The organism is Type-E symbiont of Plautia stali, from assembly GCF_059731115.1.
This window is the reverse complement of record NZ_AP035906.1, coordinates 520417-543616: the sequence shown is the minus strand read 5'-3', so window position 1 is coordinate 543616 and position 23200 is coordinate 520417. Positions and strand designations below refer to the sequence as shown.

At 53.7% G+C, this 23200-nt stretch carries 17 protein-coding genes; 9 read left to right on the top strand and 8 right to left on the bottom strand.

Annotated elements, in window-relative coordinates; genetic code table 11:
* Positions 1–38: 38 nt before the first annotated feature.
* The 5 genes from rpoN to npr all read left to right on the top strand — a co-directional run bounded on the left by rpoN (position 39) and on the right by npr (position 3602).
* Positions 39–1472, top strand: coding sequence for an RNA polymerase factor sigma-54 (rpoN, locus tag AC6I8L_RS02370; RefSeq protein ID WP_058962131.1), 1434 nt, complete (start codon positions 39–41; stop codon positions 1470–1472).
* Positions 1473–1493: 21 nt separating this feature from the next.
* The gene (gene hpf / locus AC6I8L_RS02365) at positions 1494–1781 is read left to right on the top strand and encodes a ribosome hibernation promoting factor (RefSeq protein WP_034826627.1); all 288 of its coding nucleotides are present in this window, start codon (positions 1494–1496) and stop codon (positions 1779–1781) included.
* Positions 1782–1943: 162 nt separating this feature from the next.
* Positions 1944–2426 (top strand): PTS IIA-like nitrogen regulatory protein PtsN, encoded by a 483-nt coding sequence (gene ptsN / locus AC6I8L_RS02360; RefSeq protein ID WP_176505766.1) that lies wholly within the window; start codon positions 1944–1946, stop codon positions 2424–2426.
* A gap of 52 nt (positions 2427–2478) precedes the next feature.
* Positions 2479–3333 (top strand): RNase adapter RapZ, encoded by an 855-nt coding sequence (rapZ, locus tag AC6I8L_RS02355; RefSeq protein WP_038649498.1) that lies wholly within the window; start codon positions 2479–2481, stop codon positions 3331–3333.
* Positions 3330–3602, top strand: a complete 273-nt coding sequence (gene npr / locus AC6I8L_RS02350; RefSeq protein ID WP_034826632.1) for a PTS phosphocarrier protein NPr — start codon at positions 3330–3332, stop codon at positions 3600–3602. Before rapZ ends, npr begins: the two co-directional genes overlap by 4 nt.
* Before the next feature lie 6 nt (positions 3603–3608).
* Here the strand turns inward: npr and mtgA are convergent, their stop codons facing one another.
* Together mtgA and arcB are read right to left on the bottom strand one after the other, a co-directional pair.
* Positions 3609–4331 carry a monofunctional biosynthetic peptidoglycan transglycosylase gene (mtgA, locus tag AC6I8L_RS02345; RefSeq protein ID WP_058962132.1) on the bottom strand — a complete coding sequence of 241 codons (723 nt, stop codon included), beginning with the start codon at positions 4329–4331 and terminating at the stop codon, positions 3609–3611.
* A gap of 878 nt (positions 4332–5209) precedes the next feature.
* Complete coding sequence (arcB, locus tag AC6I8L_RS02340; protein ID WP_058962133.1) at positions 5210–7564, bottom strand: aerobic respiration two-component sensor histidine kinase ArcB; 2355 nt, start codon at positions 7562–7564, stop codon at positions 5210–5212.
* Between the two features lie 885 nt (positions 7565–8449).
* On the opposite strand from arcB, the gene AC6I8L_RS02335 reads away from it, so the two are divergent.
* Positions 8450–13981, top strand: a complete 5532-nt coding sequence (locus AC6I8L_RS02335) for a glutamate synthase-related protein (RefSeq protein ID WP_058962134.1) — start codon at positions 8450–8452, stop codon at positions 13979–13981.
* 66 nt (positions 13982–14047) lie between these two features.
* Positions 14048–15802, top strand: a complete 1755-nt coding sequence (locus AC6I8L_RS02330) for a sulfite reductase subunit alpha (RefSeq protein ID WP_034826640.1) — start codon at positions 14048–14050, stop codon at positions 15800–15802.
* Between the two features lie 159 nt (positions 15803–15961).
* On the opposite strand, the gene AC6I8L_RS02325 is transcribed toward AC6I8L_RS02330, so the two are convergent.
* The 6 genes from AC6I8L_RS02325 to zapE all read right to left on the bottom strand — a co-directional run bounded on the left by AC6I8L_RS02325 (position 15962) and on the right by zapE (position 21062).
* Positions 15962–17290 carry an IS4 family transposase gene (locus AC6I8L_RS02325; protein ID WP_498014104.1) on the bottom strand — a complete coding sequence of 443 codons (1329 nt, stop codon included), beginning with the start codon at positions 17288–17290 and terminating at the stop codon, positions 15962–15964.
* Positions 17291–17403: 113 nt separating this feature from the next.
* Positions 17404–17886: a ClpXP protease specificity-enhancing factor gene (sspB, locus tag AC6I8L_RS02320; protein ID WP_034826642.1), complete on the bottom strand. Its 483-nt coding sequence runs from the start codon at positions 17884–17886 to the stop codon at positions 17404–17406.
* A 3-nt stretch (positions 17887–17889) separates the two neighbouring features.
* Complete coding sequence (sspA, locus tag AC6I8L_RS02315; protein ID WP_034826645.1) at positions 17890–18531, bottom strand: stringent starvation protein SspA; 642 nt, start codon at positions 18529–18531, stop codon at positions 17890–17892.
* A 327-nt stretch (positions 18532–18858) separates the two neighbouring features.
* Positions 18859–19251 (bottom strand): 30S ribosomal protein S9, encoded by a 393-nt coding sequence (rpsI, locus tag AC6I8L_RS02310; RefSeq protein ID WP_034826648.1) that lies wholly within the window; start codon positions 19249–19251, stop codon positions 18859–18861.
* Between the two features lie 15 nt (positions 19252–19266).
* On the bottom strand, positions 19267–19695 hold the full coding sequence (gene rplM / locus AC6I8L_RS02305) for a 50S ribosomal protein L13 (protein WP_034826650.1): 429 nt from the start codon (positions 19693–19695) through the stop codon (positions 19267–19269).
* 239 nt (positions 19696–19934) lie between these two features.
* The gene (gene zapE / locus AC6I8L_RS02300) at positions 19935–21062 is read right to left on the bottom strand and encodes a cell division protein ZapE (RefSeq protein ID WP_058961871.1); all 1128 of its coding nucleotides are present in this window, start codon (positions 21060–21062) and stop codon (positions 19935–19937) included.
* A gap of 184 nt (positions 21063–21246) precedes the next feature.
* On the opposite strand from zapE, the gene zapG reads away from it, so the two are divergent.
* Entirely contained in the window at positions 21247–21651 is a 405-nt protein-coding gene (zapG, locus tag AC6I8L_RS02295) for a Z-ring associated protein ZapG (RefSeq protein WP_034826655.1), read from the top strand.
* Positions 21652–21762: 111 nt separating this feature from the next.
* Positions 21763–23133: a serine endoprotease DegQ gene (degQ, locus tag AC6I8L_RS02290; RefSeq protein WP_058961870.1), complete on the top strand. Its 1371-nt coding sequence runs from the start codon at positions 21763–21765 to the stop codon at positions 23131–23133.
* Positions 23134–23200 lie beyond the last annotated feature (67 nt).

The following is a 23200-nucleotide window of genomic DNA, read 5'->3' as shown; positions in this document are numbered from 1 at the left end:
TTATTCACGACATTTGCTTAGGAAATTCAAGCAGAATTATGAAGCAAGGTTTGCAACTCAGGCTCAGCCAACAGCTGGCGATGACCCCACAGTTGCAGCAGGCCATTCGTCTGCTGCAACTCTCTACGCTTGAACTCCAGCAGGAACTGCAACTGGCGCTGGAAAGCAATCCGCTGCTTGAGCAAACCGATCTGCATGAAGAAGTCGATTCACGTGAGCATCAGGAGAGCGACTCGTTAGACACACGTGAAGCCCTCGAACAGAAAGAGATGCCCGAGGAGCTTCCACTCGACGCCACCTGGGATGAAATCTACACCGCGGGAACGCCTTCTGGCACGGGTACCGATTACCAGGATGATGAGCTGCCGGTTTATCAAGGCGAAACCACCCAGTCACTGCAGGACTACCTGATGTGGCAAGTGGAGCTCACGCCGTTTACGGATACCGACCGCGCGATTGCCACTTCAATTGTCGACGCCATTGATGACACGGGCTATCTCACCGTTTCCGTCCAGGACATCTGCGACAGCATTGGTGATGAAGAGCTGACGCTGGAAGAGGTTGAAGCGGTGCTGAAGCGTGTTCAGCGCTTTGATCCTGTCGGTGTCGGTGCACGTGATCTACGTGACTGCTTGCTGGTGCAACTTTCACAATACGCTGCCGATGCGCCAATGCTGGCAGAAGCGCGGTTGATCGTCAGTGAACATCTGGATCTGCTGGCCAACCACGATTTTCGCAGCCTGATGCGTATAACACGCCTCAAGGAAGAAGTGCTGAAAGACGCGATGCTGCTGATTCAGTCACTCGATCCCCGTCCCGGCCAATCGATCAACACCAGCGAACCCGAGTATGTGATTCCTGATGTACTGGTGCGTAAAACCAGTAAGCGCTGGACCGTTGAATTGAATTCAGACAGCTTGCCGCGCCTGAAGATCAATCAACATTACGCCGCGATGGGCGGTTCCGCACGTAACGACAGCGACAGCCAATTCATTCGCAGTAATTTGCAGGAAGCCAAATGGCTGATTAAAAGCCTCGAAAGCCGCAACGACACACTGCTCAAAGTGACGCGTTGTATTGTCGAGCAGCAGCAGGCGTTCTTTGAACAGGGCGAGGAATACATGCGGCCGATGGTGCTGGCAGATATCGCCCAGGCCGTGGACATGCATGAATCCACCATTTCCCGTGTGACCACGCAAAAGTACCTGCACAGCCCGCGTGGCATCTTTGAATTAAAATATTTTTTCTCCAGCCATGTGAATACCGAAGGCGGTGGCGAAGCCTCTTCCACGGCTATCCGTGCCCTGGTGAAGAAATTGATCTCCGCGGAGAACCCCGCAAAACCCTTGAGCGACAGCAAACTCACCTCCATGTTATCCGATCAGGGCATCATGGTGGCGCGACGTACGGTTGCTAAATATCGCGAGTCTTTATCTATACCGCCATCAAACCAGCGTAAGCAGTTGGTTTGACCGAACGAAGAAGGAAGACCTATGCAGCTAAACCTGACCGGACTGAATGTTGAAATCACTGAACCGCTGCGCGAATTTGTAAATAGCAAATTTGCCAAACTGGAACACTACTTTGATCGTATCAATCAGGTTTATATTGTTCTGAAAGTGGAGAAGGTGACGCAGATTGCGGAAGCAACACTGCACGTCAACGGCGGAGAGCTGCACGCCACAGGGGAAGCGGAAGACATGTACGCGGCCATCGACGGGTTAATCGACAAGCTTTCCCGTCAGCTGACCAAACACAAAGACAAACTGAAAAAACACTAACCTTCATGCTTGCAGAGTGCTGACCGATTCGGCACTCAGAGCGCAAATGGGGCGGGTTAACCGCCCCGTTTTGTCATCTGCGCAAGCGCCAACGGGAGACTCGCCATTGTGTTATGAATGGCGTTAACCTTGCGGCTATGTGAACTCGCAAGTGAAACGATGATGAACAACGATCTGACACTGGAATTGAGCTCGGTCCTCTCACTGGACTGTACCCGTAGCGGCGTACACTGCCAGAGTAAAAAACGCGCGCTGGAAATTATCAGCGAGCTGGCAGCGAAGCAGCTCAATCTGCCGCACCAGACACTATTTGAAGCCATTCTGACTCGCGAACGTATGGGCAGTACTGGCATTGGCAACGGTATCGCCATTCCGCATGGCAAGCTGGAGGAGGATACGCTGCGCGCCGTTGGCGTATTTATCAGCCTCGACCAACCGATCGCCTTTGACGCCGTGGACAATCAGCCGGTTGATCTGCTGTTTGCTCTGCTGGTGCCTGCAGACCAGTGCAAAACCCATTTGCATACGCTGTCGCTGGTCGCTAAACGTCTGGCAGACAAAACCGTCTGCCGCCGTTTGCGTGCGGCACAGAGTGATGAAGAACTCTATGCCATTATCACAGAAGCTCAGGAAGAACACTCTTAAGCGACAGACACATTTACCGGCCTATTCGTCGGTTTAAAACGGGAGAAATGTGATGGTGCTGATGATCGTTAGCGGTCGGTCAGGCTCAGGAAAATCGGTCGCACTGCGTGCCCTGGAAGACATGGGATTTTACTGTGTCGATAATCTACCCGTGGTGCTGCTACCGGAATTAGCGAACACCCTAACAGAGCGCAATATTTCGGCGGCCGTCAGCATTGATGTGCGCAACATGCCTGAATCGCCGGAGGTGTTTGAAACGGCGCTCAACAATCTGCCGGATTCGTTTTCACCACAGTTACTGTTCCTGGACGCCGATCGCAACACGCTGATACGGCGTTACAGCGATACTCGCCGCATCCATCCGCTCTCCAGTAAAAACCTGTCACTGGAAAGCGCGATTGATGAAGAGAGTGACCTGCTTGAGCCTTTGCGTTCGCGGGCAGACCTGATCATTGATACTTCCGAAATGTCGGTCCATGAGTTGGCTGAAATGCTGCGTACGCGCCTGTCAGGAAAACGTGAGCGTGAGCTGACCATGGTATTTGAGTCCTTCGGCTTCAAACACGGCATTCCCATTGATGCCGATTACGTCTTCGATGTGCGTTTCCTGCCAAACCCGCACTGGGATCCCAAGCTGCGTCCGATGACCGGGCTTGATCGTCCTGTTGCGGCTTTCCTCGACCGCCACACTGAAGTACATAACTTCATTTACCAGACGCGCAGCTATCTGGAACTGTGGTTGCCGATGCTGGAAACCAACAACCGCAGCTATCTAACGGTCGCGATTGGCTGTACCGGGGGTAAACACCGTTCGGTTTACATCGCCGAACAGCTGGCAGATTACTTCCGTTCACGCGGCAAAAATGTGCAGTCTCGTCATCGCACTCTGGAAAAACGTAAATCATGACCGTGAAGCAAGTCGTTGAGATTCGCAATAAGCTGGGCATGCATGCGCGCCCGGCAATGAAACTGTTCGAGTTGGTGCAGAGTTTTGACGCAGAGGTACTACTGCGCAATGAAGCCGGTACGGAAGCCGAAGCCAGCAGCGTGATTGCGCTGTTGATGCTCGACTCCGCGAAAGGCGGCCATATCGAGATTGAAGCCAGCGGTCCGCAGGAAGTCGAGGCGCTGGCTGCGGTGATTGAGCTGTTTGAAGCCGGGTTTGACGAAGACTAATTGCTGTTAATGCAATTTGTAACGCGCGAGGAAACCTTCCCCACCTAACTGACGCATCTGGCGTATTATCCACTGCTGGCGCATTCGTATATACCCGGAAGGTGCATCAGCGCGGAAGCGAATCGGGTTTGGTAGTACCGCCGCCAGCAGCGCCGCTTCAGAAATCGTCAGACGACTGGCTGGTTTGTGGAAGTAGCGCTGTGAAGCCTCTTCCACACCAAACACGCCGTTGCCAAACTCCGCAATATTCAAATATACCGTCAGAATGCGGCGTTTGGTCCACACGGTTTCGAGTCCAACGGTTAAACCGGCTTCCAGCCCTTTTCGCACCCAGCTGCGGCCATCCCATAAGAACAGGTTTTTTGCGGTCTGCTGCGACAGCGTTGAGGCACCACGCATCTGTTCTGAGCCATCGTTATCCAATACTTTTTGTATCGCATCGACATCAAAGCCCCAGTGCTCCGGAAATTTTTGATCTTCAGAAGCGATCACGGCCAGCGCCATCCAGGGAGAAATCTCATCCATGCTGACCCAATCGGAGTGCGCCACATAGTCGAACCGACCACTGAACCAGGCGCCCAGTTGACGCTCCACCATCACCGCAGAAAACGGCACAGGTAAAAAGGCAAAGATCACGATGCCTGCCAGCCAAATTCCCAACCACGCGAGCAGCACTTTAGCAATCAGCACTTTAAGGCGTTGCCCCATTTTCCCTTTACTCTTACTCATGCAATTTTCTCTTACCTGTTCCCTGCATTAATCAATCACCCCGGTCACAATTTTGATTACCTGTAATCCTGGGCAAAACTTTACCGCTTATCGCGTGAAAGTTAGAGATGAAGTTATTACCTGCGTCATCATCGTTCCTCTATTAGAGCCAATCACATCAAGCACTTCCATCATGAGGGAATCGGTTCCATGGTGAAAAACTCAGCAAAACCCTTACAATCGGATACTTCATACAAAGTGATAAAGATCACATTTAAACTTTCACAATACTTAACAATAAACTTTCAAAGCGTTTGAATAAGCGCACTGATGAGCGCAGCCGTTTCAATAAACGTGGCTGAAATCGCGTCAACATCATCATGATTAGCCCTGACAATGGTAAAGGATTTAGCCTTCCGTTTGGTTTACATTGCACCGCAAAAGCTTAAACTGGAACTTTCAGCAGAGGGTTTCCAAAACGTTTTGGATAACCCACCAGAATCACCTTATTTGTTACCTAATATCAGCATGTTAAGTTCAATCAACTCTGATTTTTCGACTGATTAGGAATTTCAGTGCAACTGTCAGGCTTTTCCTGCTTCAGGCTGAAGGAAATTCAGGCAAAAAGCAGAACAATTGGTCAAAAATAGTGCAATACGGCAAAGAAATTAATTCCTTGCTTGACTGTGTCAGCAAATTAATGTTTTCTGTATTTAATCGCTGCTCAACTTCACACAATTTAATGAATCTTGTCACAAGCGTTGGCGAATTTGTTAAGGTGATTTCGAAGCGTTAACCAATACCATACTGTTGCTGATCTATTCGACTTCTAACGATAGCAGCAGTACCCATTTCCCTGGTGTTGGCGCAGTATTCGCGCACCCCAGTTTCGACTGGGGTCATTTTTTTCTGGCGTCCGAAGATTTTTCCCTTTCAGCTACCCACTCGCGTAACACGTTAACGTCATGCAGCCACTCATGTTTTAATTCGTCGATCCACTCCTGCACGTTGTCCCACCATGCTGGCAGTTCCGGTGACTGTATCTGTTTCGCCAGTTTCTGCAGATGCAACAGTCCTACTGAGCCCGCAGCACCCTTAATTTTATGCCCTTCTTCCGCAATCCCTTTTTGATCGCGCGCCATCATGTTGGAATCCAGCACGTCGAGATAGCCCGGCATCATTTGTTCAAACATCGTCAGGCTTTGTGTAATCAATCCTGGGCCGACCAATTCGATATACTGTTCCAGCATCTCCACATCGAGCAGCATGCGCGAGTGTACGTCTGAGGACGTCTGAATCTCTTCTTCCGGTTCGCCCTGGTAATCCCAGAACTTTTTAATCATCGCTGTTAAGGCCGGCACCGCCAGCGGTTTACTCAGCACATCATCCATACCGGCGTCGAGATACTCTTTTTTATCTTTCAGCACGTTGGCGGTCAGTGCCACCAGCGGCGGCAGCGCCATGCCAGCATGGCGTTGGTGAATAGCGCGTGACACATCCAGTCCGGTCATATCCGGCAGTTGAATATCCAGCAACACCAGATCAAATTCCTGCGGATCAAACATCGCCAGCGCTTCAGTGCCGGTCATCGCCACTTCCACACTGCATCCCAGTTTCTCCAGTACCGAGCGCGCCACAATGACGTTCAGTTCAATATCTTCAACCAGTAATACGTGCAGCGCCGGCAGTGGCATGCTGTCGTCGAGATCTTCGTCTTCCACCTCATCGGCCACACGAGGTGCATTTATCTCGACCACAAAGCATGAGCCCTGCCCCGGCGCACTACTCACGCTAATATCGCCGCCCATCGCCTGTGCCAGACGACGAGAAACCGCCAAACCAATACCGGTACCGGTGGCGGGTTTTCCGCCGTGCTGATCTTTAACCTGGTAATACATGGCGAAGATCTTGTCCTGCTCTTCCTGCGGAATTCCCATGCCAGAATCCTGCACTTCAAAGCGCAGCGTTTCGTCCTGGTGATAGGCGACCCGCACCACAATCTCACCCTGCTGGGTGAATTTCACCGCGTTACCGATCAGGTTCCATAAAATTTGACGCAGGCGAGTGCCGTCAGCAGAGATGATGTGCGGCAGTGGCAGCTCCGGTGCCATCACGAACTTCAGCCCTTTCGGCTGCGCCAGTAACCCGGAGAGGTTTTCCAGATCGGCAAGGAAGCCGGTGAAGTCGAGTGGCTGATTATCCAGCTGCACTTTGCGGCGCTCAATTTTGTCCACTTCAATCACGTCATTAAAGATGTTGCCAAGCGTGATGGCCGAGACATGGATGGTTTTCAGGTACTTCAGTTGTTCCTGATTGAGATCGGTGTCCAGCAGAATGCGGCTCAAGCCGACAATGCCATTCAGCGGCGTACGCAGTTCATGGCTGATGGTTGAAATAAAGGTGGTCTTCTCACGGCTGGCATTCTCCAGCGCGTCCTGATAACGCTTACGCTCAGTAATATCGCGACCAAAGCCCATCAGGCCGCTGCGTTTACCGACGCGATCGTAATACGGCACTTTGCGGATTTCGAAGCAGGCTTTGCGCCCATCAGGATATTGCAGCCACTGTTCGTACGTCAGGGAGACGTTATGGCGGAATACCTTTTCATCCGTCTCCAGCACCTTGGAGGCGGCATCTTCATCGTAAATGTCGCGCGGCGTCAGGCCAATCAGTTGCTTCTCGCTCATGCCGGTTAGCAACTCCATCGCACGGTTACAGCCCGAGAACTGCTTGTCGATGTTGCGATAGAATACCAAGTCCGGTGAGGCATCGAGGAAGGAGCGTAAGAAAGAGGATTGCTGTTCCAGCTCGATTTGCGCCTGTTCGCGACGCGCCATCTCTTCGCGCAGTTTATCCATCACCTGCTCGCGGGCCTGCTCCGCTTTGATACGATCGTTAATTTCCTGATTCAGCTGAGCGATGGTCTCTTTCATTTGCTGATTAAGTTCAAGATCGCGTGTGCGCATCTCTTCCAGCTTATCGACCAGCTTTGTCAGGCGCTGGCGAGACTCTTCCAGCTGATCAACCACCACCGAGAGAAAATAGACGGCCCAGGGCGTGATTAAGAGACCAAAGAACACCGATCGCACCACATCGATACTCTCAACATGGCCACGCAGTACCATGGTGACCGCCATCTGCACCACCATCGCCAGCACCACCAATGCTGAAGCTAACAGTAGCGAGAAACGCACCAGCCCCAGCTTGACCATCAAATCAACGTAGTACTGCGCTAAAAGACGAATCTGTTTCATCACGAGCTCCCTGAACGAAATCTGGCTCATGATAGCGTAATTATCGCGGCACTGCGCCGACTCAGCGTGTCATTGCCTGCTGACTTTGCCTCATTATGGTGCATCGCAGCGCCTTTTCGCCGATGTTCGCGTCGTTATGCGCAAATCGCTTGACTAAATCTGCCAACTGAATAATCTGGAGGACCGCGCTTTTGCGACCTTTTTGTCACATCCCGTGCTATTCCGCCTCCCGGCAGCCATTTCATCTGATGGTTGCGCCTCGTTATTGCATATTCATTCAACTTTAGCGCCATTTTACTCACAATCAGCTTGATTAATTTTACTAATGACAGCCCTATTTTGATTCAAATATGACGCCATAAGAAAAACAGATACATGCTGTGCGTGAAACCGCCCCAACAGAATTTTATGCTGATGGAATGCAGTTATTCAGCATTGATTAGATATCTGAGGCGTACCTCACAGTGAGACGGCTCACACTTCATAGGGGAATCAGAATCGTCAGATTGACAGTTATTTACGTAATAAATTGTTCATAATCATGATGTTAATTGGTAAAACAGCCGATTAACCGCAACAAAGCTGGCTATTTGACCTGAGTTCGCTTTCCCGATAAGTTGGAATTCCGCTGGACGCTTTCCAGTCGGGACTGTGTCTCGGCATATCTATGCAGCAAGAAACTCCCTCTGGATGCAAGTTATCTCCCGTAAGAGACCGGAAGTAAGAGCAGCTCATCAAGGACGAGACCATACTCTCTTGAGAGCCTTTGCTCGGTATTGCGACGTCCGCGTTTAAGCGGCGAAAACGAATTTGATACAGCACGCAGCGGTGCTCTGTGCTTGAAATAATGCAGGTAATGTCAAAAGCAGTTTAAGGAGACCCTCAATGTCCACTCAAAAACCTCATCCCTATGGTTTGTATGATCCCTCAGCCGGTAGTGATAGCTGTGGTGTTGGGTTTATTACCCGTAAGGACGGCGAGCAGACCCATGAGATCCTGCAGATGGCGCATAGCGCACTGTGCACGGTACCGCACCGTGGCGGCATGTCTGCTGAGGGCGTGGGCGATGGCGCAGGTGTCAACGTCGACCTTTCTCTGAACTTCTTCCGTAAAGTCACCGGCCAACCGCTGGAAGCCGGTCGCTTTGGCGTCGGTAACTTCTTCGTGCCAAAAGATGGCGAGCTGCGCGCGAACGCTGAGCGTCTGGTGGAAGAAACCCTCGCTGCCCATAACTTCCCTGTGCTGATGAAGCGTGATATGCCGCTGGACGGCAGCGTGACGCGTCCAGCCGCTCTGCAATTCCAGCTGCCGATTGTGCAGTGGATCTTTGCGGCTCCGCAGGAAGTCACCGAACAACTCGAGTTCGAGCGCCACATCTATCGTGCGCTGCTGGACATCGAAGCGCGTGCCTTTACTGAAAGCGAATTCGGTGGTCTCTATCCGCTGTCGCTCTCTTCACGCACTCAGGTATTTAAAGCACGCCTGAACTCTAATGAAGTGATTCCGTACTTCAAAGATTTGACCGATGCCGATCATCAGGTGCGCGGGCTGTTCTTCCATACCCGCTTCTCGACCAACACCGATCCGCACACCACCATGGCACAGCCGTTCCGTCTGATGGCGCACAATGGTGAATTGAACACCGACCGTAAGAACCGTATCGCTGAAGCGGCGCTGATGCTGGCGCGCGGTAAGAAAATCGTGCGTCCGAAAGGCCAGTCCGACAGCTCGCGTCTGGACCAAAGCATTCATAGCCGTTTGATGGAAGATAACCTCGACCTGATCAACGCCGTAGTCTCAATGATGCCACCAGCGTGGGAAAACGACACCTCACTGTCAAATGAAGTGCGCGCCATGCTGGAGTACTTCTCTCTGTATGAAGAGAAGAACGATGGCCCGGCAGCGTTGATCTTCGGTAATGGCGAAGTGATCGGGGCACGCCTTGACCGCCTGGGTCTGCGCCCATTGCGTTCTGTCGAAACCGCCGAATACATCGGTGCGATGTCAGAAGCGGGTCAGATTGCCTTCCCACCGGAAAGCGTACTGCGTCGTGGCCGTATCGAAGCGGGCGGCATGCTCTATTACGATCACAAAGAAAAACGCTCTTACACCACGGTGGAAGCGCTGGAAAAACTGGCAGCAGAGAAAGATTACCTTTCACTGCTGAGCGCGGCTCGCGTGGACCTGCACGATCTGCCGGAGATTCAGGCAGAGCAGCTGGGCTCACCGCTTCGCTATCGTGGTGACCTCAAAACCTATCAGCGTTTTGTGGCGTATTACTACAACCAGGAAAGCTTCAAATTCATGATGGACCCGATGCTGCAAACCGGCGCTGAGAAGATCTCGGCGATGGGTTACGGCAACGCCATCAATGGCCTGTCCGACCACGAAGGCGGCATGGCGCACTACTTCTCACAACGCTTTGCTCAGGTCACCAACCCGCCGCTGGATTCTATCCGCGAAGCGGACGGCATGACGCTGCGCGTGGCACTGGGTGCAAAACCGCACCTTGGCCGCAGCAAAGGTCAGCAGGTTATCGTGCCAACGCCGATCCTGACACACCTCGATATGCTGCGTCTGCGCGAGCAAACCGTCGCACCTTATGCGCGTTTCGAGATGCTGTATGAGCCGGTCATCGGCAAAGATATCGTCAGCCGTGCCGCCAACGCCAAGGCGCTGGAAAACGCCATTGATAATCTTGCACAGCAGGTCGTGGATTTCGCACGCCAGCAGGGCGGCATTGCGGTAATCACCGACCGCCACATCTCTTCAACTCACGCGGCGATTCCTATGCTGCTGATGGTCTCTGCCATCAACCAGCGTTTGGTGCAGGAAGGTCTGCGTCTGGATGTTTCTCTGGTGGTAGAAAGCGGCCAGAGTATCTCCTCTCACCACATTGCAGCCACTTTAGGCTTTGGTGCGTCAGCGGTTTACCCGCTGGGCGTACAGATGCGCGCGGAAGAGAAATATGGCGAAGGCGAAGAAGGTAACAAAGCCTTCAAACGCTATGCCAAAGCCGCCGAAAAAGCCTTGATGAAGACCATGGGTAAAGTGGGTCTCTGTACCGTTGAGAGCTACAGCTGTGGTGAATTCTTTGAACCTAACTTCCTGAATACCGACGATCCGGTTCTGAAGAAGTACTTCCCGAATATCAAAACCCCTGTGGGTGGCGCGGGCTTCCCGGCTATCGCTCAGATGGCGGTTGACTGGCATCAGAGTGCGCTGAAAATCCAGGGCGAGGCAGAAGTGCCACTGCTCGGCTTGTTCAAAGAGCGTGCGGAAGGTGCAGGTCACTCTTACGGCACCATCGCCGTGCGTACCTTTATTGATATGACGGAACAGCCGATTCGCTTCGCGGACAAAGCACGCGAAGAGGACAATTTCATCCGTCTGATGACGCTGGCCAAACTGGACAATGCCTTCAGCATTAAAGCTGACGCATTCAAAGACAGTAGCTTCGAACGCATCCCGAACGAGGTCATTGACTCACTGGCGATCACGCCGGATTACCGTCAATTCTCCAGCCTGATGCACGCCGAGCGTAAACGTCGCCCTGCTGCGCTGCGTGACATCCTCGCGCTGCCGTGTGATTTGACCCACGTTGACAGCGAAGCGGAGTTTGGTCGTAAACTCGGCCGTTACTCACTGGTCAACAACGGTTTTGCCACCCGTGGATTGAAGTGTGAAGCGGTGGAAGGCAGCCTGAACCAGTTCGAGCTGCGCCTGATTGATTCCATCGCGGGCCTGAAGCCAGAAGATGAACGTCTGGAAGCGCTGGCACGTGCACTGAAAACCCGCTTTAGCGACGACATCGAAAGCAGCAGCGTGGCCGGCGGTGTATTGCACATCACCGCTTACGGTAAAGCGGCAGATTATCTGTCACTGATCTTTACCGCACTGCCTTCTCTGCCGCTGGAAGAGATTCAACCGGCACACGAAATTACCCGTACTTTCGCCTCAGGTGCGATGAGCCACGGTGCGTTGGTGGCACCTGCACATGAAGCGGTAGCGCACGGCACTAACATGGTCGGCGGCATGAGTAACTGTGGTGAAGGTGGCGAGCACTATTCCCGTCACGGCACCATCCGCGCGTCACGCATTAAGCAGTTGGCGTCAGGCCGATTCGGCGTGTGGGCGGCTTATCTGGCCGATCCGATGCTGGAAGAGCTGGAGATCAAAATCGGTCAGGGCGCGAAGCCGGGTGAAGGCGGACAGCTGCCTGCACCGAAAGTGACCGTGGAGATCGCCGCCGCGCGTGGCGGTACGCCGGGTGTTGAGTTGGTTTCACCCCCACCGCACCACGATACCTACTCCATCGAGGATTTGGCGCAGCTGATCCACGACTGTAAGGCAGCGCGCGTGCGCGTTATCGTGAAACTGGTGTCTTCAGAAGGCATCGGTACCATCGCGGTGGGCGTGGCAAAAGCTGGCGCAGACGTCATTAACGTGGCAGGTAACACCGGTGGTACTGGTGCGGCCTCGGTCACCAGCCTGAAATACACCGGACGCGTTGCCGAAATCGGTATCGCGGAAGTGCATCAGGCGCTCTGCGCGAATGGCCTGCGTGACAAAGTGCAGCTGCGTTGCTCTGGCGCACAGCAAACCGGTAGCGACGTGATCAAGTCAGCCCTGCTCGGCGGCGACAGCTTCGAGTTCGGCACCACCGCGCTGATGATGCTGAAATGCGTGATGGCGAAAAACTGTAACGTTAAATGCCCGGCCGGTTTAACCACCAACGCCGAAGCCTTTGATGGCGATCCGCGTCAACTGGCACAGTACTTCGTTAACGTAGCGCAAGAAGTGCGTGAGTTCCTCGCCCGCCTTGGCCTGCGTTCACTGCGCGAAGCGCGTGGTCGTTCTGACCTGCTGCACCTGATGGATCACCCGCTGGAAGTCGGCAAACTGGACCTGCGTGCGATGTTGACCGTGGTGCCAGAGCAGAAAATCGCGAAGCCGGTCTATCTGGAAAAAGATTTTGAGCTGGATGATGGCTGGGTTGAAGAGCTGAAAACACAGCTGATCGACCAGGCGAGCCGCGATATCGCGCTCGGCGCAGGCATTACCCTGAACAACCGTAACAAGAGCGTGGGCGGCCAGTTAGCCATCGACATCGAGCGCATGCTCAACCACGAACTGTCTGCTGAACAACGTGCTGCACTGCCAGCGGTGTTCAAAGACGATCGCGGCCGTCATTATCTGGCACCGCGCACGGTGAATATCCACACCAGCGGTTCTGCTGGTCAGTCATTCGGTGCCTTCTGCAACGATGGTATGCAGATGAAGCACTACGGCACCTGTAACGATGGCGTGGGCAAAGGTCAATGCGGTGGCGAACTGGTGGTGATGTCACCGGGCGGCGGCGCTCAAGACAGCGACGGCAACGTGCTGATCGGTAACTTCGCGCTGTTTGGTGCGACCGGTGGTCGTTTGTTCGTACAAGGCCAGGCGGGCGACCGTTTCGCGGTTCGTAACTCCGGTGCAACCGCAGTCGTCGAAGGCGTCGGCGATTTCTGCTGCGAATACATGACCAATGGCGCAATTCTGAACCTCGGCACCTTTGGTAAAGGTTTCGGCAACGGCATGAGCGGTGGCTTTGCTTACCAGTACGATCCGTACGGCGCACTGGCAGGACACGCAGCGGGTGATTCCGTGCTTTTCGGTTCAATCGCTGACGAAGATGAATTGGCGCAGGTTCACAAGCAAGCCGTGCTGACCATGCTGAACTGGCACCTGGAAGCCACCAACTCACCGCGCGCAGCCTGGCTGCTGGAGAATTGGGAAACCGAGTGCCACCACTTTGTCTACGTGATGCCGCGTTCATTGCTGCTGTATCAAGATGGTGGCGAGATCCTGAAAGCGAAATCACGTAAGGATCTGCTGGAAGAGCTGTCAACCTCACTGGCTGCACATCAGGTTGCCAAATTCAAAGCGGCCTGGCGCACGGGTAAAACCATTGCGGATGGCGCCGTACCGGCTTACGGTGCGACGGATACAGCGGAAATGTTCGTGTTGCTCAACAACTACACCGTGCTGAGCTTCGCGCAGCAGCTGGCGCTGGGCAAACTGCCGAAAGGCACGCCTGTTGAAGATGCTGCGGTTGAGAAAGCGGTTCGTAACCTGCTGATGACCGAAGATTTTGCGCTGGTGAGCAAACTGCAACGCCATGCACGCTCAGCCATTGAGGGCTACAGCGATGACGAACTGGCGAGTCTGATTGCAGCAAAACGTATGTCCGATTACAAAGCAGCATTAACGCAACGCAACATTCGCTCCATGGACAGCCTGGCGACCTATGGCTGGATCATTTATCAGGATGCCCGCAACCGTGAGGTGCTTGGCCATCTGCCTGATTTCGAAGAGCTATTTGCACGCGCCGCGCTGCCAGAAATCGCCGCTGCTGTCGGGAAACTTTCCTGATAGCAGCACCAATGAATGTGTGTATATTGACTGAACATCACGAGACGGGTTTGAGTACAGATATCCATGAAGATTCCTTACATTCCTGAAGATGCGCCGTTTAACGGCGAACAGAAATACTGGCTGGCGGGTTTTCTCGCTGGTCTCCACTCGCGTCTGTTGGTATTAGAAGATAAGCAGACGGCACCTGCGGCCGGTGGCGCCACCAACACGCAGTTGCACATTCTGTTCGGTTCACAGACCGGCAATGCTGAAGCGCTGGCGCAAACTGCCGCAAAAGCCGCGCGTGCCAAAGGTCTGGTGCCGGTGGTTCAGGCATTGGGCGAAGTGGATTTGGACGTGTTTGCGACCATGCGCCATGTGCTGATTGTCACCTCCACCTACGGTGAAGGCGAAATGCCGGACAACGCCCAGCTGTTCTGGCAGGCACTCTCTGCCAGCACCGCACCACGCCTGGAGCAGATGCATTTCGCTATCCTGGCGATTGGTGATACCGGATACGATGGCTTCTGTCAGGCCGGTAAATTCTTCGATATGCGTCTGGAACAGCTGGGTGCAAAACGTGTCTTTGACCGCATCGACTGCGATATCGATTTTGAAGAGCCGTCGAGTGCATGGATTGGCGATGCAATGCCACAATTTGCCGCCAGTGCGGGTAGCAGTGGCACGGTATTAGAGAGCGCGCCAGAAGCGCCAGTCATTCCTGGTAGCAACAAGCAAAATCCTTATGCTGCTGCATTGGCGACCAACAAGCGTCTGTCAGGTGAGTCGTCGGCGAAAGATATTCGTCACTTTGAATTCGACCTCACCGACAGCGGTCTGAAATATGAAGCCGGTGATGCGTTGGGTGTCATCCCAGTGAACGATGCTGAGCTGGTTAGCCTGCTGTTGAGCGAATTGAAAGCGGATTACGAAACGCCAGTACCTGGCTTTGACCGTAACCTCGGCGACCTGCTGACCTATCAGTTCGAAATCTCTGAGCCATCGCGCAAGCTGATTGAGTGGGTGGGTCAGCACACTGCCAACCAGGAACTACTGCACGTATTACAGCACGACGATAAAGACACGCTGGCTAACTGGCTGTGGGGCAAAGACACGCTGGACCTGCTGCAGCTTGAGTTGAAGCGCACGCTGTCTGTTCCAGAACTGGTGGCGATGCTGCGTCCGTTGCAGCACCGTGCGTACTCCATCTCTTCCAGCTCCAAAACGCATCCGAACCAGGTGCACCTGACGATTGCTTCCGTGCGCTATCACAGCGGTGGCCGTGAGCGTAAAGGCGTATGTTCAACCTACCTGGCTGAGCGCGTGCGCCGTGGTGAGAAGCCAGCGATCTTTATTTCGCCAAACAAAGCGTTCCGCGTGCCGGCTAACGGCAATGCTCCGCTGATTATGGTTGGACCTGGCACCGGTATTGCCCCGTTCCGTGCTTTCCTGCAGGAACGCCAGTCAACCGGCGCTGAAGGTAAGAACTGGCTGTTCTTCGGCGATCAGCATCAGGAACACGACTACATTTATGAAGATGAGCTTAACGGCTGGCAGCAAAGCGGTCTGTTAACACATCTCGACCTGGCATTCTCACGCGATCAGGAAGAGAAGATCTACGTGCAGAATCGTATGCTGGAAAAAGGCGCTGAGCTGTATGCCTGGCTGCAGGATGGCGCGTACTTCTATGTTTGTGGCGATGCTTCGCGCATGGCGAAAGATGTGGATGCAGCGCTGTATGAAGTGGTGCGCCAGTTTGGTGGACTCTCTAGCGAACGTGCAGCGGCTTACATTGACCAGTTGAAGAAAGATAAGCGCTATCTGCGTGACGTCTACTAAGACCCATAAAAAGGAAGCTGATGAGCTTCCTTTTTAACATCTGCTGTCGCGGCACGATGAATCGCACCATGTAAACGCGGTTCAGATGCGCGATCAATCGCGCCGTTATTGAGAAATGCTTCCATAAAAAAACGGGCCAATTGGCCTAATGCCAGTCAGTTAAGCCTGACTGGCATTTTTTCTTCTGGCTGTCGGATATTTATAGGGTCTCTCTTTCACCACCCTTGGGAACGAGCGCTCCCGTCGTCCCGGTAGTCTGACCATCTCTGCTATCGAACTTACGTCCTTTACCAGTTCCGGGATACGCCCAGGCGATGCGCCTTCAAGTGTCCAGAGCAGTTTCATCACCCACGCTGTCGATTCCCTGAAGCTGAGCTGGTTAGGCCAGTATCCCTTCAGCGTTGAGGCCATTCTTATCATCTGATATCTCACCAGATTGTAGGCCAGCAGCACGCCCCACAGCTCCTGCCTTATCATCTCCGGCTTCCTGCTGCGAAGCGTGAGCCTGCTGTCCTGGAGACCCTGCTTTATTTCACGATATCCCAGCTCTATCTCCCAGCGATGACTGTAGAGATCCGCTATTTCTTTACCCGGGTAACGCATCGCATCCGTCATCGACGTCAGGAACCGCCACGTCCGGCCTTTTATTTCCCGGCTTATCATCCTCATCTCTGTGTGCGCCGCCAGATGTGGCCATTTCTTCCGTGAATGAGCGGAGGTTTTTACCCGGATAAGTATGTCTCCCTTCCCCAGACGACGTACCTCTTCGTACTGCAGGTCTTTACGTGCCGCTATCATCCAGTGACGATTTTCGCCGGCCTCATGCCAGGCGCTAAGCAGACCGAATGACGTGTAGCCCTTATCGAAGAGGGTCAGGCTGTTGTCGCACGCGCGTTCAATGAGACCTTCTGCCAGCACCATCTCATTCTCGTTCTGGCAGCCCATCGCGGCGCCGCTGATAAGATGGCTGGTGAGTTCCATCAGGCAGACCATGCGAACCTGCGGATAAGGAGAGGCGCCTGCCACCGTGCCTGAACGGACGAAAGCCTTCTCATTATCAGGTGTTTCTGGCGTGCGCCAGACAACGCCGTCAACAGCGTACAGCGTCAGACCACACCAGTCAGGGTGGGAAGTCTGTGCATTCCAGAGCTCGCTGCTCTGTTCGAAAACCCGCCGTACAGCGTCGTCCCCCAGCCGCTGCCTTGCCTGCACTACGGCACTGGGCGCAACGAAAGGACGGTTTCCCGGTAAAAGAATATCAAGGCGATTAACGATGGCGTGAAGGGGTTCTTTGCGCTCAAGGGCCATGCCGATGAGACACCAGACCATCATATCTGTAGTGAGTCTGCGCTTACGGAGCGTGACCGTGCCAGCTTCCTCAAGGCAGCGCCTGATGAGCGCAGGGTCAAGAACATCCGCGAGCGTATTCAGAGGATTACGAAGAGAATCGTAACGAGAGACGATATCAAGGGCCTGACTGAGCTGCATAAAAAAATCCGGAAACGAAGCGTTTCCGGATTCTTACACAGCCACTGGATCGTTCAACTGATCCTTAACTGATCGGCATTAGGCCAATTGGCCCGTTTTTTATTGCATGCGATTTACTTCACCACGCGCAATGATGGACGTCCACCACGCGGTGGCGGTTCATCATCAGGCGAGTGATCGTTATCAGCCGCATCGTCGGGACGATCGCCATCAATCACTGACATCATCGTCTCTTCCTGGCCTTCCTGTTCGTTGGTTTCCAGCTCGTAAGCCGGTTCCGGTTCGAACATGGTGCCAGCACCGTTTTCACGTGCGTAGATGGCTAGCACAGCGGCCATTGGCACAGAAACCTGGCGCGGCACGCCGCCGAAGCGCGCATTGAAACGCACTTCGTCATTGGCGAGGTCGAGGTTACCGACAGCGCGCGGCGCAATGTTCAGAACGATCTGGCCATCACGCGCATACTCCAGCGGCACCTGCACACCAGGCAGATTGATGTCGACCACCAAATGCGGCGTTAACTGGTTATCGAGCAGCCAGTCATAAAACGCACGCAGCAGATACGGACGACGAGCCGTTAGTTGCGACATTTCCATACATTAGCCCCGGGCTTGCAGGCGCATTTCACGTTCCGCTTCCGTTAATGAAGCGAGGAAAGAGTCACGTTCAAATACGCGCGTCATGTAGCCTTTCAGCTCTTTAGAACCGGCACCCACCAGCTCAACGCCCATCTGCGGCAGACGCCACAGCAGCGGTGCCAGGTAGCAGTCGACCAGGCTGAACTCTTCGCTCATAAAGAACGGCGTGCGCGAGAACAATGGCGCAATCGCCAGCAGCTCTTCACGCAGTTGTTTGCGCGCGGCATCAGCTTCAGCGTTGTTACCGGTTTCGATGGCGCGCATCAAGGTGTACCAGTCCTGCTCGATGCGATGCATCATCAGGCGGCTTTCACCACGGGCAACCGGGTAAACAGGCATCAGCGGTGGATGCGGGAAACGCTCATCCAGGTATTCCATGATGATGCGTGATTCATACAACGTCAGTTCACGGTCGACCAGCGTTGGTACAGTGCGATACGGGTTGAGGTCAATCAGATCCTGCGGCAGGTTATCCGTTTCAACCTGCTCGATCTCCACGCTGACGCCCTTTTCAGCCAGTACAATACGTACTTGATGGCTAAAAATGTCAGTCGGACCAGAAAACAGCGTCATTACCGAACGTTTGTTGGCAGCGACAGCCATGAAAACCTCCAAGTTTGTTCACAAAAAGATACTGCGAATAGCCAACCACGCGGCGACTCACCTGCTCATCAGATTCGCCCACAGCCAACGTCAGTGGCGCTTTCCCGTCGTCCCGACAGAAATAACACGCACAACGCTCCGGCTTGCGGGCGCAAAGTGTCAGTGAGTTTACCAGATTTTAAGCAGCTTGTGGGGCAGGGATAATGATTTGCGGGCAAAATGCGGGTAAGGCTCGCGTTTTTAGCGTGAAAAATCGTGAATGGTGACAATAAAAAACCCGCCGAAGCGGGTTTTTTGAGCAAATTGTGTCTGCCGAAGCAGCAACAATTAACGCTTAGAGAACTGCGGACGACGACGTGCTTTACGCAGGCCGACTTTCTTACGTTCAACTTCACGTGCGTCACGGGTAACGAAGCCCGCTTTACGCAGTTCAGGACGCAGAGACTCGTCGTATTCCATCAGAGCGCGTGTGATACCGTGACGGATCGCACCAGCCTGACCAGAAATACCACCACCTTTAACGGTGATGTACAGGTCAAATTTACCAACCATATCAACCAGCTCCAGCGGCTGACGCACGACCATGCGTGCAGTCTCGCGACCGAAGTATTGCTCCAGTGAGCGCTGGTTAATGACGATGTTACCGCTACCCGGCTTGATGAAGACGCGAGCGGCAGAGCTTTTGCGGCGACCAGTGCCGTAGTTTTGAGTTTCAGCCATTGCCTATAATCCCGATTAAATGTCAAGAACTTGCGGTTGCTGCGCCGCGTGAGTGTGCTCGTTGCCTGCGTAAACTTTCAGTTTACGGTACATAGCACGACCCAGTGGGCCTTTCGGCAGCATGCCTTTAACCGCGATTTCAATCACACGCTCAGGACGGCGCTCGATCATCTCTGCAAAGGTCGCTTGCTTGATACCACCGATGTGGCCAGTGTGGTGATAGTAAATCTTGTCAGTACGCTTGTTGCCGGTTACAGCAACTTTCTCAGCGTTCAGAACGATGATGTAATCACCGGTATCAACGTGCGGAGTGTATTCCGCTTTGTGCTTACCACGCAGACGGCGCGCCAGTTCAGTCGCGAGGCGACCCAAGGTTTTGCCCGTTGCGTCAACAACATACCAGTCACGCTGTACGGTTTCTGGTTTAGCTGTAAAAGTTTTCATTGAAAAGCTTACCCAAATAAAAAGTTACACGTTGGTGAAATCCCAAACGCTAAGTAAACGATTGAGGCTCACACGACCATTTTGCCCAGCAAGCCACCCCTTCAAGTGAGTTCCCGGATCACATCGAGTTCTTGGGAAAGAAAACCGATGCTGTAACGTGGGGTCGCAAGATTATAGAGAAGTCGAACTCAAAGATCGAACCTTTTTGCATCGAAATCCTGCGATTTTTGCCCACGTCATCAGGGCAGATGCGGCAGACGCAAATACTCTTCGCTTTGCATCTCCTGCAAACGCGACAAGCAGCGTTGATACTCAAACTTCAGGCGCGTGCCCTGATAAATTTCAAACAGTGAGGTTTCGGCCGCCACCACCAGTTTCACGTGGCGTTCGTAGAATTCATCGACCAGCGCCAGGAAGCGGCGTGCCTGATCTTCGGTCTTGTAAATCATCACCGGCACATCATACAGCAATACGCTGTGGAAGCGGCGTGATAGCTCGATGTAGTCATGCTGACTGCGCCCTTCGCCACACAGCGCGAGGAAATCAATCGCCAGCACGCCTTCATGAACGCCCAGCGTTGGCATCTGACGGTGGTTAATTTCCAGCACCGGCGCATCTTCACGCGGCTTGCCGGACAAGGCGCGGAACATGCGCTCCATTTCAGCATGCGTGGCATCGTTAAGCGGGAAATTCCACAGATGCGCGGATGTCAGTGTACGCAAGCGGTAGTCGATGCCCGCATCCACATTCATCACATCACAATGGCGTTTGATCTGTTCGATAGCGGGCAGAAAACGCGGGCGCTGCAGGCCATTGCGATAGAGATCGTCAGGCGGAATATTGGACGTCGCCACCAGCGCAATGCCGCGATCGAACAGTGCTTCCATCAGCGTGCCTAACAGCATGGCATCGGTAATATCGGACACAAAGAATTCGTCGAAGCAGAGAATATCGGTTTCTGCTTTAAAGCGGTCGGCCACAATCAGCAGCGGATCACTATGGCCCTGTAACTGCGTCAGTTCTTCATGGACACGCAGCATAAAGCGATGAAAATGCAGGCGGAGTTTGCGGTCGCCAGGAATAGACTGAAAAAATAAATCCATCACCCAGGTTTTACCGCGACCCACGCCGCCCCACATATACAGCCCGCGCACCGGCGCTTCGTTACTGCTTTTCTCTTTGGACATCAGCTTCGACAGGCGGCCAAACAGCCCTTTAGCGGCAGGTTCAGGCGCGGGCTTGCGGGCAATCAATCCTTGCTGGATCGCATCCAGGCGGGTAATGGCTTCGCGTTGTACATCATCCGGACGAAACTCGCCCTGTGATAGCGCCTGCTCATAGCGGGCAAGCGGAGATGAGGTTTGCATGGTTCTCTCAGAATCCCTGAAAAAGTCCGATTCACGGGTCGGTTGGCGAAAATTAGGCCGCACTACACTAAGCGATGCAGCCCGAGAGTTCCACTTCCATAAGATTATTGGGTATAGTGACTGCTATTGAAGTGGAAACAGAAGCAATGCCCTACGAAGCAACGGAAATTACACGGGAGTCATTATGACCTGGGAATACGGGCTGATTGGTTTAGTGATTGGCATTATTGTCGGCGCAGTTGTCATGCGTTTTGGCAACAAGAAGCTGCGTGAGCAGCGAAGCATGCAGTACGAACTGGAAAAATCGAAGGCTGAGCTGGCAGATTATCGCGAAGAGCTCACCAACCACTTTGCGCGCAGCGCAGAATTGCTGGACAACATGGCACATGACTACCGCCAGCTGTATCAGCATATGGCGAAGGGTTCGAATGACCTGCTGCCAAATCTGCCAGGCGAAAAAAATCCGTTTGCTTATCAGCTGACGGAAGCCGAAGCGGATAACGATCAGGCTCCGGTGCAAATGCCGCGTGATTACTCTGATGGCGCATCGGGTTTGCTGCGTGGTAGCGACCGCACTCCGCGTAAATAATCCTTTTGGGGCACAGCTTAGCTGTGCCCTTTTTGTTTTTCGAACACTTACGCCAAACTACTGTCACACTTTCTATCCCCTTTCTTCTTTCGCAGCGAGAGCGTTGTAGCAATGAAAAAACAAGCACGACTGTTAAGCGCATTAGCCTTGAGTATTGGGATGAGTCTGGCGGCAACGCCTGGCGCGATGGCGACGCTGCCCGCACAGGTGCAGGGACAAGCACTGCCGAGTCTGGCACCCATGCTGGAAAAAGTTCTGCCCGCGGTCGTTAGCGTGCATGTCGAAGGCACCGACAGCGGCCAGCAGGCACAGGATATTCCTGAACCGCTGAAGCGCTTCTTTGGCCAGGCACCGGGACAATCCCAGCCGCAACCGTTTGAGGGCCTTGGTTCAGGTGTCATCATTGATGCGGCTAAAGGTTACATTCTCACCAACAACCACGTGGTGAACGGTGCCGATAAAATCAGCGTCCAGCTCAGCGATGGCAATGAATATGATGCCAAACTGATTGGCCATGATGAGCAAACCGACATCGCGCTGATCCAGGTTGAAGGCGCTAAAAATCTGACGCAGGTGAAAATCGCCGACTCCGACTCACTAAAAGTGGGCGATTTTGCCGTGGCTATCGGTAACCCCTTCGGTCTTGGCCAGACGGCCACCTCCGGCATTATTTCGGCGTTGGGCCGCAGCGGGTTGAACCTTGAAGGCCTGGAAAACTTCATCCAGACCGATGCGGCGATTAACCGGGGGAACTCCGGCGGTGCGCTGGTGAACCTGAATGGCGAGTTGATTGGTATCAACACCGCGATTCTGGCCTCCAGCGGCGGCAACATTGGTATCGGCTTCGCGATTCCCAGCAATATGGCGATGAACCTCGCGCAGCAGCTGATTCAGTCTGGTGAAGTGAAGCGTGGTCAGTTGGGCATTAAAGGCACCGAAATGACGCCTGACATTGCCAAAGCCTTTAACGTTGATGCGCAGCGTGGTGCCTTTGTTTCTGAAGTGCTGCCTAACTCGGCGGCGCAGAAAGCGGGCATTAAAGCGGGCGACATCATCACCTCCATCAATGACAAAGCGATCACCAGCTTTGCCGAGTTGCGCGTAAAAGTGGGCACCACCCCACCGGGTCAGCAGGTGAAAATTGGTCTGCTGCGTGAAGGCAAACCGGTGACGGTGACCGTGACGCTGGAACAGAGCGCGCAAACCACCGCCAGCGCCCAGCTGATGTCTCCGGCGTTACAAGGTGCCACCCTGAGCGATGGTGCCTCTAAAGCCGGCGATAAAGGCGTGAAAGTGGATGCCATCGAAAAAGGCACGCCAGCTGAGCAGGCAGGTTTGCAGAAAGATGATGTGATTGTCGGTGTGAACCGCGATCGCGTGACCTCGCTGGCTGAAATGCGTAAAGCGCTGGAAAGTAAACCCGCAATCCTGGCACTGAACGTGGTGCGTGGCGACGAGAGCATTTACTTACTTATGCGATAATCCTCGCAACAGGCGGACAAGCAGGTGTTTGTCCGCCTTTCTCATGTTATTCTGCCCAGCGATCCCA